The sequence below is a fragment of the Pleomorphovibrio marinus genome (assembly GCF_003347495.1).
In the GTDB taxonomy this organism is placed as follows: domain Bacteria; phylum Bacteroidota; class Bacteroidia; order Cytophagales; family Cyclobacteriaceae; genus Pleomorphovibrio; species Pleomorphovibrio marinus.
Genome location: NZ_QCXY01000004.1, coordinates 420,481 through 436,630, shown reverse-complemented (window position 1 = coordinate 436,630; position 16,150 = coordinate 420,481). Strand labels below are relative to the sequence as shown.

The window sequence follows — 16,150 nt, the reverse complement described above, 5'->3', positions numbered from 1 at the left end:
GATTTCGTCTAGATTTTAAACAGGTTTAATTTCTGATTAGTGGAAAGCATTTCGTTTGCAATGTTTGTACAGTATAGGAGGTACGTAAAAGTCCTGTTGCTGTTATGTATTCCCTTATTTTCTGGATGCGAAAGGGAAGAGCACTTTGGTATTCCCAGAATGGACGGATTGCTGATTTATTGGGACCATTCTATATTTGGTACCGAGGGAAGGAGCTATAGGTTTTCTTTCAGTTATTCTAATCATCTTGAAAATCAATATAACCTTGTGTTTATACCAAAAATTAAGGGGAATACCATTACGATAACCTTAGCGAGAGTAGAAGATAGGGGCAAATGTCCTTGGTTTCCCATGCCTACTCCGGCTGCCCTTCAGGGATTATGTCAATCGCATGGTTTGGTAGAGATCCCTGACACCTGGCTGACTGAAAGTCGATATAAGCTCAGGGTAGTTACCCCCTATTTTTCTCAAGAGGGCAATTTATACATCGGAGCAACTACCACCACACTCGAAATTCCAGATAACCCCCATTTGTCCTCTTCTATTACCGAAGTGTATCCAATACCTAAACAGTTGTTGATGGGAAGTGTGGTTTTTAAGGGGGCTGAAAACCTTCAGGTAGTAGAAAAATTTAAATCGGAACTGGCAAACCTTGGGTTGGTGGAAACTAGTATTCCGGATTACCCCTATCGTCATTTGATGCTAGGGGAGGATGGTGGTGCACGAAATGAAAGTTGGGAACCGGATAATTTTTCCGTAGGGCTGTTATACAAGCTTACAGCGGACTTGAGAACTGTGGTTGAATTGGCGAAAACCTATTATGAAAACTATGACCTGAATATATTCCTATATTCGAGCTGGGGTGATGAAGCGAGGTTCAGCCAACAAAGTGGGATTCATATCCGGTATGCCAAGCCGGTAGATTGATTAGTGTTGATTTTCCCAAAAGCATATAAGGCTAGATGGATTTTCAAAGGCAAGGGGAATATTGCTTTTATTTAAGCTTTGAAAGCTTCATTTTATAGAAAGTTAGTGTGGAGCGGTTTTCCTCCAAACGACCCTCATTTTTCAAAGCATAGAATTCCTCCTCTGGGGAATTAAAGTCGAGCAGGTAGGAGATGTCCTTGGGAAGGATTATTTCATTGGACCAGCCTTTTTCATCATTATAGACTTTAAGGATGTGGTTTTGAAGGTTTGTATAAAGGGAGGGATCATTACCTTGATTTTCAAGAAATGTGTTTTCGCTTATCCCTTCTATGTAATTTACTGCGAACCCATTTTCAAAAGCATATAAACCGTCAATCATACCGGCGATTTTTAATTTGTTTTGATCCAGGGGTAAAAATTGTCCTTCTAACTCGATAAAGGTAGATGCCTCAAGCGGGATGGCTTCCAAAAAAGCCCCATCCTCTAATAGGTAGACAAAAATGATGGGCTCATTGTCAAAGGCAAAATGCAATTTATCATCATGAATGGAAAGGAACACAAAGGGGTGCTCAAAATAAAGGTCCTCTTGATATTTGCTCATTTCTGCTAAGCGCAAAAATGGGAGGGATTCCCCTGTGTTCATATCCACTCTCTCCAGAAGATGGTTTTTCTTAAAAAACCCCTTTTCATAGGGGTTGGTGCCATCCCTTCCCGGAAAATACACATACACTTTATCCTCAGCCACATCCATGCTCTTCACATTGCTCCTAAGGTCGGATAGGGACGGGGCAAAGGGCATTTGTATTTTTTTGATCAGGTTGAGTTCTTCATCCAGTATCCCTATTTCTCCTTTTAAACTTTGCAGGTAGGTAAGACCATCCGAAGTCATTTTCAACCCTCCCACATAGGATATGCTATTTGCACCTTCAACAGGGATTTCTTTTTCGTGAAGGATTTCGCCTTCCACATTAAACCGTATAAAGGACCCTTTCCTAAAGTTATAAAGAATGCCTTCATTGTCATGAAATGTAATACCATGTAACTCTCCCGTATGGCTTACCTGAAAGGAATCAAGTTTTATCAATTCATATTCTAGTCCATTCCCCTTTCTTTCTGCTGGATTGCAATACGCCAGTCCAAGTAGCAACAATAGGAAAAAGGGGAAAAGGGTAGGTGATTTCAGCATGGTTCCAATACATTTAGGTGCTAAAATTAGGCAGGTCCCCTCAATAAAAAAAATAAAAGAAATCAGAAGGCATCTGTCTTTCTTGGATCCTTACCGTACTCGTTTTCTCCCTCCTGGCCTTTTTTTGCTGCAAGCCAAACAAAACCAATAAGATTTACAGGTGGTGGAATAAGAAGATATAGCACATATCTCCAATCCAAGCCTATATCATGCATTCTTTTGATTGCCTGAACGAGCAGTAGTACGATTGTAGTTATTAGAATGATACCGAAAACAAAGAATTCCACATGCTTTTCTATCACATATGCCTCATACATTTTAAGTAGACAGAGCAAATTGATAAAATAAAAAACAATAAAAAGGGTTAGGTATTTTCTTCGGGTAATTCTTCCTTTTGGTGAGAATATCGTAGACATGACTATCGAGTTTAATGGTGAAAGTGGATGGAATACCACCTATTACTGATCCTCATACCATCTATCATCAAATGTAAAGGGGGTTTCCACCTCCGCTTTGAGCACCTTGAATACCATCCAAATTAGTATTAATGGAGACAAGGAAAACAAAAACAGGATAATCGCCGTGTTTAGGTTAACAAAGATTGCTGTGATGTAAATAAGCAAGAATCCTGTTGCTACAAATACAGGAATGAGGTAATTTTTCATTGGTTTAAGCGGTTCTTTACCTAAACAACTAATCTCGCATCACATTCGTTTGGATTTTTCCGTTTTTTTATTAGGCATTTAGGCATTGCTCACCCTTGGTGCCCAATAGGTGCAGTAAGCCTCTTCATACACAGGGCCTTTAAAAAGTTGGCAACCCCCACAATTTGCATCCTGCTTCGGGGGAAGGTAGAGTTGGCAGTTTCCGCAGATATTCTCCTCAATGGGAGTCTCTTCGGTATATCCCAATTGTTTCCTCTTTGAAATTTCTACTTCGTCCAATCCTTCCAAATCCCCACAATGCTCCGCATTTGCTAGGTCATATTCAGCATCTTTACCAGTGCATGCATATAGCATCTTTGCGGAACCTAATGCGAGAAAGCAGTTCAGCAACCTCTTAATAGTGACTCTTCTATTCATTTTTAGATGTTTTCAGGGCTGCCAATAGATTTTCACTCAAATCATGTGCGGTTTTTTCGGGTTGACTCTTCCATTGCTCCAATACTGCCTTTAAGGCTTCATTTTCCCCTTGGTGCGTTTGTAGCCCTTTTATCAAGCCTTCCCGAATGGCTATTGACCAACTAAGTGTATGCTGCGATTCAAAAAAGCCGATGAGCTGGTTAATTTTGTCGGGATTACCAATTTGTCCATAGGCCAACGCCAAGTCCTTGGTGAATTCTTGCTTCCAAGCCTCATCGCTTTCAAAGAAGCCTGTTTCCAATAGGGAAATGAGCATGCCTTCTTCCAGGCTAGCCGGGGAACTTAGCACTGCCATTCGGAACCACTTAGAGTCCCCGGACTCATGAAGTAATTTGGCGAGCAGTTGTGTTGATTCCCTGTCCTGGAAATTACCAAGGCTAAGGGCGGCCTGAAAAACCACTGATGCATCGGTATCATTTGTGGCTTTTACGATTTTTTGTTTCAAGGAAGGGAATTGCTCGGCTAGCATCAATGCATGCCTTCTCACTTCTGGATGGTTATCTTCCAATAGTTCACCTACAAATCCCGGGCTTAGCCCTTCCCATGCCTCTACCACATAGGCAGCGTGCAATCTTGCCCTGGCATCCTCATGTTTTTGCGAAATGGAAATGACTTCTCCTAACAACTCCTTTTTAGGGGTTTCCACCAAGAGGCGCTGAGCCTGTAGCCGGTACCATCCGTTGGGATGGGCAAGCAAACTGATCAACTCCTCAGGGGAGGCCGAAGAAAGGTTTACCGCCAAACTCCTCGCTTTATTTTCCCTCTTGGGTTTAATTCTATAGATTCTTCCATGCTCTTCTCCATGCATAAAATCCATGTCCTCTTTAAGGTCCTCTGGAATGGAAACGGGGGTTTCGATATGCTGCCTGTAAAAGTCCACAACATAAAGATACCCATCAGGGCCTACGGTGAATCCCACTGGTCTAAACCAGGGGTCGGTGGAGGCCAGAAATTCCCTGTCCTTTTCATCCTCAGGCCTGGAAGCAACAAAACTACTCCCATCTTCGCTTCTCCGGATAATGTCCCGGTGTATGAGGTTGCCAGCTACATCCCCGGTGAATATATGGCCGTAATAGTCCTCTCCAAATGCGTCCCCATAATAATAAGTCCCTCCTGATGCACCGGTGAAATACTTGTCAGCATGCTCTACACGATCAAGGCCTTGTTCCTCATATTGAATGTTTCTTCTGCGGGTTCTCTCTGCTCTCCAATAAGGTGGAGGAGTAAGCTGGTACATGGTAAAATCATGATCCGAAACATTATGGTTTACATTTTTGGAGGGCATGCCATCATGGCGTTCCAGATATCGCCTAGGAATTACCGTTTGTTGAATATGTAGGGTGTTCTGGGTGAAAAATTTGTTGTTCCAGTCATCGAAGGTCTGTCCAAATTGAGCGGTTCCACTCTCCAACTCAAATTTGTCCCTATCCAATCGAAACCTAAAATCCGCACCCCTTGTATCCAGTGTTTTACCATCGGTTTTCCTTGCAAAACTTACCTCACCTGCCTGTCCGTTGTTTGCGGCATAAATCCAGTTATCCACCCCAAATCTTAGATTGGTGATTTGTGCCTCAGAGTTGTTGTCAAAGAATCCGGAAAAAAGGATTTCCTTGCTATCGGCCTTGCCATCCCCATCGGTGTCTTTAAGGTAAAAAATATGCGGTGCGGAAGTCACCAAAATACCGCCCTTCCAAGGTAGCACACTGGTGGCATCTGGAAGCCCCTCAGCAAATACCAGCGAATGATCAATCCTACCATCTCCATTGCTGTCTTTGAGTAATTTAATGCGTCCCTTACCTTTTCCTTCTTCAGGAGGGTAAGGATAATCGGGCATTTCCACCACATAGATTGCACCATCTTCATCGAATACTATATCTACAGGATCCCACACATGGGGCTCCGACGCAAAGACCTCAATTTCGAAATCTTCATGGAGCTCGAAGGTAGCCATGGAGGCTTCAGGACTTAAAGCCTCAGGATATTTGGAAGGTGTACCACAATGGCACAAGAGAGATACACCCACTAAGTAAAATAGATATTTCATCTGTTTATAATTTTTTTTTTCAGCGGTCAGATGGAATGCCCAGATTAATCATCCCCCTGTGTGAGAATACTTTCTCATGGGCATTTCATGTGTTTAAATTTTCTTTTTAGCGGCCATATAGCCTGCCCCTCCCTGCCCCGAACTTGCTTCGGGGGAATCTTGCCATGATAATCATCCCACTGTGTGACGTTTTCGTCACGCTCGATTTCATTGGATATTGGGCTGAGCCTCTAAATTATCCATTTATCGGGTAAAATCTAGCTGCTGGTCTAAAAAGTGATAAGCGGCTTCTCTGGTTTCCGATGGAAAATCATGGCCGGCATCCGGATAGACTACCTTGAGACTTTCTGGATTGCCAAAATACCTATAGATGGCTGATAGCAGAGGGGCCACCTCCTTCACACCCTCTACACTGAAATTGCTGTCTCCTTTTGGTGAACTGGAAAATAGGGCCCTTGGAGCAATGCTCCCAATTATATGCACAAAATCGAAGGGCAGTTCCTCGTCTTCTAGGTGATTTCCGATTCTGGGCATATACCTTTCTTGGGCCCATGGGCCAAGCCTCCCCCCATATCTTTGGGAGGCTTCCTCCCCAATATCATAGTGGGAGAAGGGTGTCCACCCACAACTGCTGACAGTGGCCTTAACCCTCTGGTCAAAAGCGGAAAGAAATAGGGCGTTATGTCCACCAAGGGAATGGCCTATGGTTCCAATTAATTCGGGGGCGACATAGGGGAGGGATTGTAGTAGATCTATCCCTCGCTTATGGTTCCATATGGCCAACATGGTTCCGGACTCAAAACCGTCTGTAGAAAAGTCATGATCCTTTAAATCCCCAAAGCTGGGGTAATCCGGTGCCAATACCACATATCCCCTTTCCGCCAACTCCCTTGCCACGGCTCGGTTTTCCAATTCACTTTGTCCATCCACAATTTTTTTCCCCAATTCCCCGGTGGAATGTAGCGCCAAAACAGCGGGTAACTTTTCCTTTAGTTTCTGCTTTGGTATATAGAGATAAGCAGGAACGGTCATCTCCGAGGTCGAGGGATATTGAATGTGGTATCGCACAAATTTTTCAGAAATAAGGCTATCCAAAATAGTATAAGTCGGTAGAGTTGTTATTGCTTTTGGAACCTCTCCCATAAAGGTTTCCATGGCTTTTTTCCACTCGTCTCTAAATTGCTCCCAAGTAGGTAAGTCGGAGGGGAAGTCCTTATCCTTTCCAAATAATCTTGTTTTGTCAATGTAGCCAATGGCAGGCTGCTCTTCAAGTAACCTCATCATTGCTTCTTTTAATATTCCCTCTGCCTCAGCTTTGGTCGGGCTGGAAAGTATCTCATAGCCCCCTGCCTCATAAGCAGAAGCATCGCCGATGTAGAATGGACCGTAATCCCCATATGCAGCCATGGCTACCTGGAGGTTGGGAGCCAGGTTTTTGGCCCAAAGCTGGTATTCCACAAATAGCTCCCCGGGAAGGTGAAGTATCCTAGTATTACCCAAATGCAAACAGGACACAGGTGTACTTTGTCCCATATCCCTGCTTTTTTTCCAAGAGAGCCTTTGCACATGATTGGTCAACCAACGTTGGTCTTTTTCGGCCATTTCATCTGCAATCTGTGCCACCCTGTCGTTAACGGGAAGGAAAACCTGCTCATACCTCCAATCCACATCATTTTTGGTAAGGGGTGATTTTACCGTGTTATCCCAAGCGCTTGCCATGCCCTCTTCCAGCCTTTTGGCAAGTGCCAACCTGTTCTCCCTGCTACCATCATTGTATTTTCCTGCCGTGATGTTTCCCCCGGCCCCATTGAAATGGATATGTAAGGCCTCCGGTACGGTTAATTGCCGCATGTATCTGGCAATGCCAGGAAAGTCGGGATCGGCTTTTTTTGTGAGGTAGTAACTTTGGGGATGCACCGCATAGTAACTCAATACCGCCAAGGGTTTTTCTTCCTTCCAAAAACTGATTAGCGAAAGCTCCGGATCTATCAATCCCTCTGGAAATGCCCGAATGTCTGGATCCCGTGTGGAAGAGGTTCTGGAATACTTGATTTTACCATCCGGCCCAGCTATTCTTCTATTGGAGGCTACCCTTTTTACTTCTGCCTTTCCATTCCCCAAGTGAGTCACTGCTTGCCTGTGAGCCATGGAGTTTTTTGCCGCCTGCGCCAAATTCTGGATAAACTCCCTTTGCCATCCTCCTTCGAATGCTTCGGGGGAAAGGCCTGCGTCTGTCAACAGTTTTTCCGCACCAAAATCGCTAATGGGTGCATCATGTTGGTGAACGGTATGGATGGCCACTCTCTCAGGAATAGTTCCCACTGCCTTGGCCAGTTCGTTTTTAAAGGCTACCTGGCTGTCGTTGCCAATCCCTATCCAGTCCACGGCACAAAGCACTATGGGTAGTCCATTTCCTTGTAGAACCAAGCCCTTGGCCCTTAGGCCCAGATCATTACTTCCTTCCATAGGATCATAGGCCAATAAGGATCCCACTGGAGGAGTGGCATCCACATCAAAAACCGATAACAGAAGCTGATCCGAAGTGGGGTTTTGTGCCAATAGTCCCTGGCAAAACACCAGCAAAAGGCAAACGGTAAAAATACCCTTTGCCACTGATTTACTGTCGATCCTAGATGCTCTCATTGTTTGTCCTGCTGTTGCTGGGGAATGACTTTTGTTTTTTGGTGTATCCAATCCACCAACACATTTTCCATTTCCTCCGTGAATCTGTTATACTGTTTCGGCTGGTAAAGTTCAAGTAGGTTTTCTTGGCCATATAAGGAATAAATGGACCCACTAGCCTTTATAGCATCTTCTACATGTTCCTTGTCCGCATGTCGGTCGAGGGTAGGGGCAATAACCAATACAGGTTTTGGGGCAATATTGGAGATGATTTCAGGAAAGTCCACAGGAATTCTGTCTTCCTCATGTTCGAAAAAACCCAACTTTGGGATCAACCCATAAAGGTGGGAGTAGGCATTCGCACCTAGGGTTTCAGGATTACTTGCGGCACTTCTCCAGGGGGTAAAGGCGGCAACTACCGCCAAGCCTGCCACCTTTTCTTCCAAAGCTCCTGTAAACAAACTAATGGTGCCTCCCAGAGCATGACCTCCAAGGTAGATCTGGTCCTTATTGATGAAATCCAAGTCCTCAAGACCATAAATAGCTGCTTTCAGGTCCTCTACCATCTTTCCAGCCTTCGACCAAGCGGGGTACCTTTCGTAAAACAAGGTTCCCTCTTCAATTCTGCTACCATAGCCTATCATATCCATGGTCAATACCGCAATTCCCTTTTCCAAAAACTTTTCGAAGAGCCTAGTTAAGTGACTGTCAAAACCCGTGTTGACGTACTTGTGGGTCCAAATCATCACCGGGAGTTTTCCGGAGGCAGGTAATTTCATCTGTCCTTCTTCGTCAATAGGATGGTAGAGGGCAGCATATTGATAATCTCCCATTGCATTATATGGGGCAAAGTTTCTTCGTACACCATTTCTGGGATTGGGTCGGTTGATTAATTGATCCAAATAATCCTTCCGAGTACTAAGCCCCTCAATCGGAAAGGGTGAAATCCCAGGCGGGGTTGCTCCCAATAGCCATTCCAGGGCATGCTTTACTTCCTTCTTTTTGCCTGTCCATACTGTCAAATTGAATTCCTCCATTTTTTTTAATGGGTTCTTTTCATACACAGGAAAGCTTTCCAAAGAAACGGGATCAGGAAAATTTTCTTTATACCTATCGAAACTGTAGGGATAGACACGTTTATTCTCCCATGGCAATTTTTTTCTGTCAAATTGTATGTCCAACCAATCCATGTAGGCTTCAATGTCCCTGGCAGAAACACCATGCCCTCCATCCCTGAGCCTTAACCCAAGCCTGTCAGGTACTCCTAAAAAGGCATAAACCTCGCTCAAGGATTCGAAGTTTTGTTCTATGGCCCAGGGATCCCCACCACCGGCTTCCCTTACACTTGAACTTAGAAGAAGTGCATTGGGGGCTATCAGAGCCATGAGTGAGTTTTGGTCTATGGGCAATTGGTGTTCCCTTCCATTGAAAAACCGTAGCCTGGGGTGAAACCATTGGGGCCGGATGGAATTCAGAAAATCAATAGATTCGTTTTCGTGGGTTTCGTCGGTGAACCTGTAAGGTATTTCGCCTCCAGTGCCACCGCTGCTGCTAATGACTGCTTTAAATCTGGGGTCAAATGCTGCCGCAAACAAGGACAATTTGGCATTTCGAGAATGTCCCGTAAGGGCAATCTGTTCTGTATTTACCTCCTCCAATGTGTGTAAATAATCCACGGCTCTACTCGCTCCCCAAGCCCTGGTCATTAAGGCAGTCCAATCGTATTCCGGATATACCTCCTGATAATGCTTGGTGTCGTCCCAGGTGTCCGCTCCAGCATAAATTACTCCCATATATCCCCTTCTTACGGCAATTTGTACCCACCCCCTATGGTTCCACTGACTCATGAACACGGGAAATGGCCCCTCTCCAGGAGGGGTGAAAACCTCTATGGTGAGAATTGCCTTTGGATGTTCCCCAAAGTTCAGTGCTATACGTTGGACCTTAACTCCTTCCTCAAAACGCTCTTCCAAGACGGTAGGGGTGATATTTTCTGGAGGTTCAGGGAAGGTGCCCGAAAGCCAATGTTTTACCTGCTCACTAATCCACTCTCTTTGTCTAATCCATAGGCTTCTGTTAGTTATTTGCCTGTTCTCCCCACCCTGGTCCCAAATTAAGGGATTAGGCAAGAGGGGAATGGCAGGCATTTGGCTAAAATCCGGGGGCAGCTCTCCGGTGCGCTGAAGCCAAGCATCCCAGGTACTATCGGCAAAACTCAACCGCTCAAAGGAGGAAAACACGTTTCTGGGCCTCTCTCCAGGGGTGGGGTGGGGTCGGTTGAGCTCCAGTAATTCCTCCAAATAGGATTCTCTTCTTTCCTTTTCTGTTTGGTCTTTCAACAATTCCTGACAAAAACTGCTATCGGATAGCAGAATACATGCAAGCATATAAAAAAGCTTTAATTTGCCATTCATTTGTTTCGGCAGCGCTGGTGAACTCATAATTTGGTTATGCTGGTTTTGTGGATAACGTTTTTAAAATTATAGAAATGCTAAGGATTTTCAACAATGTCTAAAAAGATTTTCCTATTAGGTATAGGCACGCTACTTGGTTTTGGAGGCTTGGGCTTTGTCTTTGTTACCTTTATTCAGGGAGTAAAATTTTGGGGAGTTCTACAGGAAGGAGTTGGGATCTATTTTCAGGTTACGATTGGTGTTTTGGTAGGAGGGGCCTCAGCAGGCCTAGCTTTGGGATGGATTACCCGGCCTTTTTTTGCAAAGGAATACAGGTTTTACCGAGATCTAATTTGCCAGTTTAACTGGAGCTTTTTTTCCATAGTATTCGTATCCCTGTGTGCGGGAATAGGTGAAGAGCTTTTTTTCAGAGCTGGCCTTCAACCACTATTAGGGCTTTGGCTCACCTCTTTCTTGTTTGTCGCCTTGCATGGTTATCTAAATCCCTATAATTGGAGGATTAGTGTATATGGGGTCCAAATGGTACTGGTGATTGCAGTCTTCGGCTGGTTGTTTGAAGAGTTTGGTATTTGGTCGGCAATAACAGCTCATGCGATTTTTGATTGGATTGTAATCAGCTTTTTGGTGTATAAACCATCAATTTAACCGACGTATGTCCTTCAATAAACACAAAATCTTTATGCAAATTACCCAAATGCGAATTTCAGTGAGAATTCCAAACCTTATCATATCCTTTTTATTCCTAATAGGGCTTTGCACTATTCCAGTCTCCTACTGTCCGCCTACCCAAAGTAGTCCTGGATTTGGGATAATTGACGCACATGCCTTTGGTTTTTTAAGTTTTGCCAATGGGATGGAGAACATGAGAGCCCTACAAGCAGCCTTGGAGGAAAGTGGAACAATCATGGTAAGCAAACCAGGTACATACCGAATTTCAGGTACGGGTTATATAGGTAGCCATACCAGCCTGCATTTTGGTATTAGGGTTCCACTTTAAAAGGTAAAAGAAAGTGGACCATTAACACCTGTAATTCTAAACATTAGGTGCACCCACTAAAACCTATGATCAGCGATTTACGATTGAGGGCTTCCAAGTGAAGGTAAATAAAGTGGACAAAGTTTTTTCTGAGGTTTATGGCCACAGGAAACCTCTCTTCGAGTGATTTATAGGAGGCCCAATTTGAAGGGGGGACTGGAAAGATGTTAAAATCGGAAGAAGTATAACAAATACCCTACTTTTGAAAAATTCATTCATAGTTTTAAATAATGCCTGGAATTTATGAATAGTACAAACAGAGTTTTTAGTTGGTCTTTAATTAATGCCCTTGGTGGGTTTTTGTTCGGTTTTGATACAGCCGTAATTTCCGGAGTGGAAAAATCCGTTCAACAGCTTTTTCAACTGGACGCACTTTGGCATGGGTTTACCATCTCAAACAAAACCCTAGAGCAATTGGGAAAGGAACTTTCCATATGAGTGAGGTTTGCAGGAAATAGGGGTAAACCATTTTTTATGTTTGTAATGGTAAGGGACGGAAAAATTCCCCACATAGGTGATTGAATTCGAGGCCTATGTGGGGTTCTATTTTTATTGAAAAGAAAATAGGATTATTCCTCTTCCTTGAGCAGGAGTTTGACCTCCTTGGTTACTGCTTTGCTGAGACCAGGTACTAATGTAAGATCTTGATCCCAAAAAGTGATTTTTCCCATAGCATCTAAGACTGCTTCCTCAGTGTCTTTTGCTTTCCATAGCTTATCAAAATAGTTGATGATGACAGCATCATCTTTTAAAGGTAAAGTTTCGCCTTTATAATTCCCTTTGTAAAAGACCAAAAGAGCAGCCATAGACTGTACGAGTCTTTTGGGCATTTCCTCTTTTTTCTTGATGTAATCCAACATAGAGGGTAAAACCCTCACCTTAAACTTGGAAATGGAATTGAGCGCTATTGCACTCAATTGGTGATCTATAAACGGGTTCCTAAACCTTTCCACAACGTCGTCTGCAAATTTTTTCAGCTCTTTCTGGGGCAGGTCCAATGCAGGGATAATCTCCTCATGGATGGCCTCCATCAAAAATTGCTGCATGTAGCTGTCCTCTACGGCTTCTTTCACCAGCCTAAGGCCACGCAAGTATGCCAAAGGTACCATAGCAGTATGGCCCCCATTGAGGATACGGACTTTTCGGGTACGATAGGGCAGTAAATCCTTCACAAAAAGTACATCCAAGTCTAGTTTATGAGCAGGAAATTTTTCCCCTAAACTTTCAGGTGCCTCAATGGCCCAAAAGTGAAAGGGCTCTGCCATCACTATTAACTGGTCTTCGAATCCGGTTTTTTCAAAGATGGCATCTGCATCTTTCTGTGGAAAACCCGGCACTATCCTGTCAACCAATGTATTGTAAAACTTCACGTTTTTTTCAACCCAGTCGCTAAAGGTTGTCTCCAACTCCCAATGTTTGGCATACCGTAGGGTGATCTCCTTTAGTTTATCCCCATTTTCTTCTATTAACTCACAGGGTAGGACATGCAGCCCTTTATCGGGGTCACCTTCGAAAAACCGATATCTTGTATAAAGCATGGCGGCAAGTTTTCCAGGAAAAGATTCCGGCGTTACCTCTGGGGATTTGTCTTTGCCCTCAAAATAAATCCCCGCTTCCGTGGTGTTGGATATGATCCATTCCACCTCAGGAAGTTTACCCAGTTCTAAAAAACCCTGGAAATCAAGGTAGGGGTTTGTGGCACCCTGCACACTGGAAATAAGTCGGATTTCATCCACGGTTTTGCCATTCTTGAAACCTCGTGTCAATAGATGGTACAAACCCCCTTGCCTTTCTATTTGGGTAGGGGGGGTCTTTCCGTGCACTTGTATCATCTGTATGTCTCCATTGAAGAGGCCTTTTTCATTCATTACATCTATCATCCAGTCTGCAAAGCCACGAAGGAAATTTCCGGTTCCAAATTGAAGGACTTTGATGGGCCTCTTTTGTCTGTGTTGTAAATCTTCTCTGCTTAGGGTTTCCATAAAGTATTTTAAAAGAATTAAGCGATAAAACAAAATGTGGAATTGTGAAGAAAGTCAACCAGTATTTACCTAAGTGTAGATTCTCTTATGATAATTTTTGGTTCAAGTACAATTTTCTTCGGGTTTTTCTGATAGGGGTCTTTTTCCATCAGATCGAAAAACATCTTTGCAGCTTCTTCCCCCATAGGAATACTCACCTGATCCACAGTGGTGAGGGCTGGTGAGGTAAATTCGGTAAAAGGTTCGTTTCCAAATCCGGCTAATCCCACCTCTTGGGGGATTTTGACATTGTATTTTCGCAATACTTGCATAGCTCCCACAATTCCATAGTCACTCGATGAAAAAATAGCGTCAAATCCCATGCCTTTATCCAAAAGCTGCTGAACACTTTTCCTGCCATCCTCCAATTGCATATTGCTTTCCAGTATCAATTCGGGGTTTATTTCTATTCCGTATTCCGTTAATGCCTCCAGATAACCCTGCAATCTTTCCGCATAAATATTGATTTTGGTGGCACTTGTGAAATGGGCGATATTGCGGTACCCTTGCTGGAGGAGGTGTTTGGTAATTAAATAGGCCGCCTTTCTGTCATTGATTACCACTTGGCTTACTGGCAGCTCATGGTTTACCCTGTCAAAAAACACCAATGGGATCCCCCTATTGATAACTGATTGAAAGAGGGATAGGTCTTTGGTCTGCTTACCTATGGAGACCATGATCCCATCTACCCTGGCATCCAATAAGGCATTGATGGTTTCTTTTTCTTTTTCGTAATCGTCGTAGGATTGGCTTATGATCACTTTATAGTCCCTGTCGTTGGCATAAGCTTCTATTCCCCTTACTACAGAGGAAAAGAAGTTTCGATTTACGGTAGGTACGGTGATTCCAATAAGTTTACTTCTGCCATTCCGCAAGGCCACGGCGATCTGGTTGGGCTTATAGTTGATTTCCTTTGCGGCATCAATTACCAGTTTTTTGGTGTTTTCGCTTATCCTGGGGTGATTGTTTAGGGCTCGGGATACAGTAGAGGCTGTGATCCCCAATTTATTGGCGATGTCATGTATCGTCGTTTTTGACTTATTGTTCATAATAATATGGGTTTCCCACATTTTATTTTAGTGGAAAGGTGACTGATAGCTCCAATTTTTGATGTTGAAGGTCCTAATTAGGAAGTAAAATCCCGGACCAAGAACCAACAATTACCAAAAATTTGTGAATTATAGGAATAATTATCCTTATATGCAATCGATTGCGCACAAATCTGTTTTATTCTTACTTTTCTTTCTTTAACTTTAAGCCCATTGTGTAAAATCGGCATTTCTATACCTTCTAGAGAAGAAAGGCTGGATTTTCCGCGTTTTTGTTTCAACCTTAACCCAAAACTTCACATATATGAAGCTTTCTACCTGGTTTATCCCCAGTCTAATCATTTGTGTATTATCCAGTTCATGTTCCAACGAAAAAACCATGGAAGAAGAAATATCCAAAACCTTTTCGGGTCAAGAAAATGAGATCAAATTGGTCACTTTAGATCCTGGTCATTTCCATGCTCATTTGGTTAAAAAATCCACTTATCCACAGGTGGATCCCAAAGTGTATGTTTATGCGCCAGCCGGACCGGATTTACAAGCCTACCTATCAGCCATTGAGTCCTATAATACAAGGGATGAGGACCCCACAAATTGGGAGATGGAGGTTTATTCCGGTGGTGATTTCCTTCAACGGATGGTAAAGGAAAAAAAGGGCAATGTGATGGTTACCGCAGGTAATAACCGCAACAAGACCCAAAATATTCTAGAATCAGTAAAGGCGGGCTTTCATGTATTGGCCGATAAACCCATGGCCATAGACAAAGAAGGGTTTAATACCTTAAAGACAGCATTTGAGGAGGCAGAAAAAAACGAGGTACTTCTGTTTGATATCATGACAGAGCGTTTTGAGATTACCACTTTGCTTCAGAAGGAATTCTCCCAGATCTCATCCGTATTTGGTACCCTTCAAGAAGGAAGCTTGGAGGATCCGGCAATAACAAAGGAAAGTGTTCACCATTTTTATAAAACGGTATCGGGAAAACCCCTACAGCGACCGGCTTGGTTTTATGATGTTACCCAACAGGGAGAGGGTATAGTGGATGTGACCACGCATTTAGTAGATTTGGTACAGTGGGAAAGTTTTCCTGGAAAAATCATAGATTATGAAAATGATATTGAAATGCTGGAAGCTTCCAGGTGGGCCACAGACCTTACGCTTGAGGAATTTGAAAAATCCACAGGCCTCAAAGAATACCCATCTTACCTGGACTCTTATATCGAGGACGGCATTCTCAAGGTGTATGGGAATGGTGAAATCAACTACAAAATCAATGGTGTGCATGCAAAAGTTTCTGTGATATGGAACTACGTGGCACCAGAAGGTTCTGCAGACACCCACTATTCCATAATGAGAGGTAGCGATGCCAACCTAGTCATCAGACAGGATGAAAAGGAGAAATATATACCCGAACTTTACATCGAGCCTGTAGGAAACCCCTCCGATTTTGAACAGAAAGTAAAGGATGCGGTAGAACAATTGAAAGAAAAATACCAAGGACTTGGTGTATCCAAGGTTTCGGGGGAAAATTCCTGGAGGGTAGAGATTCCCCAAAACTTCAGAACCAGTCATGAGGACCACTTCAGGGAAGTCACCGAAAAGTATATTGAATACCTTACCGAAGGCAAGCTTCCGGATTGGGAGGTGCCCAACATGATAGCCAAATACTACGTGACTACCAGGGCTTTAGAGATGGCTAAGGAATAAA

Annotated in this window: 14 protein-coding genes; 5 read left to right on the top strand and 9 right to left on the bottom strand. The window is 43.5% G+C overall.

All coding sequences use genetic code 11. The features are described 5' to 3' along the window. The first annotated feature begins 60 nt into the window (after positions 1 to 60). Positions 61 to 927 carry a hypothetical protein gene (locus tag DB520_RS13375; protein ID WP_114750209.1) on the top strand — a complete coding sequence of 289 codons (867 nt, stop codon included), beginning with the start codon at positions 61 to 63 and terminating at the stop codon, positions 925 to 927. A 67-nt stretch (positions 928 to 994) separates the two neighbouring features. Here the strand turns inward: DB520_RS13375 and DB520_RS13370 are convergent, their stop codons facing one another. The 7 genes from DB520_RS13370 to DB520_RS13340 all read right to left on the bottom strand — a co-directional run bounded on the left by DB520_RS13370 (position 995) and on the right by DB520_RS13340 (position 10,308). Then, on the bottom strand, positions 995 to 2,113 hold the full coding sequence (locus DB520_RS13370; protein WP_114750208.1) for a hypothetical protein: 1,119 nt from the start codon (positions 2,111 to 2,113) through the stop codon (positions 995 to 997). Positions 2,114 to 2,175: 62 nt separating this feature from the next. Next, on the bottom strand, positions 2,176 to 2,529 hold the full coding sequence (locus DB520_RS13365) for a DUF805 domain-containing protein (RefSeq protein WP_114750207.1): 354 nt from the start codon (positions 2,527 to 2,529) through the stop codon (positions 2,176 to 2,178). Positions 2,530 to 2,571: 42 nt separating this feature from the next. Then, a complete protein-coding gene (locus tag DB520_RS13360; protein WP_114750206.1) occupies positions 2,572 to 2,778 on the bottom strand; it encodes a hypothetical protein in 207 nt (68 codons plus the stop codon). 78 nt (positions 2,779 to 2,856) lie between these two features. Next, positions 2,857 to 3,195: a high-potential iron-sulfur protein gene (locus DB520_RS13355; RefSeq protein WP_114750205.1), complete on the bottom strand. Its 339-nt coding sequence runs from the start codon at positions 3,193 to 3,195 to the stop codon at positions 2,857 to 2,859. After that, the gene (locus DB520_RS13350; RefSeq protein ID WP_114750204.1) at positions 3,188 to 5,299 is read right to left on the bottom strand and encodes a PVC-type heme-binding CxxCH protein; all 2,112 of its coding nucleotides are present in this window, start codon (positions 5,297 to 5,299) and stop codon (positions 3,188 to 3,190) included. The genes DB520_RS13355 and DB520_RS13350 overlap by 8 nt, the downstream gene beginning before the upstream one ends. 243 nt (positions 5,300 to 5,542) lie before the next feature. Beyond that, the gene (locus DB520_RS13345) at positions 5,543 to 7,942 is read right to left on the bottom strand and encodes an alpha/beta hydrolase (protein ID WP_232834962.1); all 2,400 of its coding nucleotides are present in this window, start codon (positions 7,940 to 7,942) and stop codon (positions 5,543 to 5,545) included. Then, positions 7,939 to 10,308, bottom strand: coding sequence for a glucuronyl esterase domain-containing protein (locus DB520_RS13340; RefSeq protein WP_114750309.1), 2,370 nt, complete (start codon positions 10,306 to 10,308; stop codon positions 7,939 to 7,941). Before DB520_RS13340 ends, DB520_RS13345 begins: the two co-directional genes overlap by 4 nt. A 120-nt stretch (positions 10,309 to 10,428) precedes the next feature. On the opposite strand from DB520_RS13340, the gene DB520_RS13335 reads away from it, so the two are divergent. From DB520_RS13335 to DB520_RS13325, 3 genes are all read left to right on the top strand, one after another. Beyond that, positions 10,429 to 10,980, top strand: a complete 552-nt coding sequence (locus tag DB520_RS13335) for a CPBP family intramembrane glutamic endopeptidase (RefSeq protein ID WP_114750203.1) — start codon at positions 10,429 to 10,431, stop codon at positions 10,978 to 10,980. 34 nt (positions 10,981 to 11,014) lie between these two features. After that, positions 11,015 to 11,332, top strand: coding sequence for a hypothetical protein (locus DB520_RS13330; RefSeq protein WP_157972072.1), 318 nt, complete (start codon positions 11,015 to 11,017; stop codon positions 11,330 to 11,332). A gap of 282 nt (positions 11,333 to 11,614) precedes the next feature. After that, complete coding sequence (locus DB520_RS13325; RefSeq protein WP_198675330.1) at positions 11,615 to 11,809, top strand: hypothetical protein; 195 nt, start codon at positions 11,615 to 11,617, stop codon at positions 11,807 to 11,809. A gap of 131 nt (positions 11,810 to 11,940) precedes the next feature. Here DB520_RS13325 and DB520_RS13320 read toward each other — a convergent pair whose 3' ends face one another. Both DB520_RS13320 and DB520_RS13315 read right to left on the bottom strand, forming a co-directional pair. Continuing rightward, positions 11,941 to 13,353 carry a tagaturonate reductase gene (locus DB520_RS13320; protein WP_114750201.1) on the bottom strand — a complete coding sequence of 471 codons (1,413 nt, stop codon included), beginning with the start codon at positions 13,351 to 13,353 and terminating at the stop codon, positions 11,941 to 11,943. 65 nt (positions 13,354 to 13,418) lie between these two features. Further along, positions 13,419 to 14,441: a LacI family DNA-binding transcriptional regulator gene (locus DB520_RS13315; RefSeq protein WP_114750308.1), complete on the bottom strand. Its 1,023-nt coding sequence runs from the start codon at positions 14,439 to 14,441 to the stop codon at positions 13,419 to 13,421. A 304-nt stretch (positions 14,442 to 14,745) separates the two neighbouring features. Here DB520_RS13315 and DB520_RS13310 point away from each other — a divergent pair, with 304 nt between their 5' ends. After that, complete coding sequence (locus DB520_RS13310; RefSeq protein WP_114750200.1) at positions 14,746 to 16,149, top strand: putative oxidoreductase C-terminal domain-containing protein; 1,404 nt, start codon at positions 14,746 to 14,748, stop codon at positions 16,147 to 16,149. The last annotated feature ends 1 nt before the right edge of the window (position 16,150 follow it).

Coding starts and splice junctions, on each gene's coding strand:
- DB520_RS13375 (WP_114750209.1), top strand. CDS start 61: ATGTTTGTACAGTATAGGAGGTACGTAAAAGTCCTGTTGCTGTTATGT.
- DB520_RS13370 (WP_114750208.1), bottom strand. CDS start 2,113: ATGCTGAAATCACCTACCCTTTTCCCCTTTTTCCTATTGTTGCTACTT.
- DB520_RS13365 (WP_114750207.1), bottom strand. CDS start 2,529: ATGTCTACGATATTCTCACCAAAAGGAAGAATTACCCGAAGAAAATAC.
- DB520_RS13360 (WP_114750206.1), bottom strand. CDS start 2,778: ATGAAAAATTACCTCATTCCTGTATTTGTAGCAACAGGATTCTTGCTT.
- DB520_RS13355 (WP_114750205.1), bottom strand. CDS start 3,195: ATGAATAGAAGAGTCACTATTAAGAGGTTGCTGAACTGCTTTCTCGCA.
- DB520_RS13350 (WP_114750204.1), bottom strand. CDS start 5,299: ATGAAATATCTATTTTACTTAGTGGGTGTATCTCTCTTGTGCCATTGT.
- DB520_RS13345 (WP_232834962.1), bottom strand. CDS start 7,942: ATGAGAGCATCTAGGATCGACAGTAAATCAGTGGCAAAGGGTATTTTT.
- DB520_RS13340 (WP_114750309.1), bottom strand. CDS start 10,308: ATGCTTGCATGTATTCTGCTATCCGATAGCAGTTTTTGTCAGGAATTG.
- DB520_RS13335 (WP_114750203.1), top strand. CDS start 10,429: ATGTCTAAAAAGATTTTCCTATTAGGTATAGGCACGCTACTTGGTTTT.
- DB520_RS13330 (WP_157972072.1), top strand. CDS start 11,015: ATGCAAATTACCCAAATGCGAATTTCAGTGAGAATTCCAAACCTTATC.
- DB520_RS13325 (WP_198675330.1), top strand. CDS start 11,615: ATGAATAGTACAAACAGAGTTTTTAGTTGGTCTTTAATTAATGCCCTT.
- DB520_RS13320 (WP_114750201.1), bottom strand. CDS start 13,353: ATGGAAACCCTAAGCAGAGAAGATTTACAACACAGACAAAAGAGGCCC.
- DB520_RS13315 (WP_114750308.1), bottom strand. CDS start 14,441: ATGAACAATAAGTCAAAAACGACGATACATGACATCGCCAATAAATTG.
- DB520_RS13310 (WP_114750200.1), top strand. CDS start 14,746: ATGAAGCTTTCTACCTGGTTTATCCCCAGTCTAATCATTTGTGTATTA.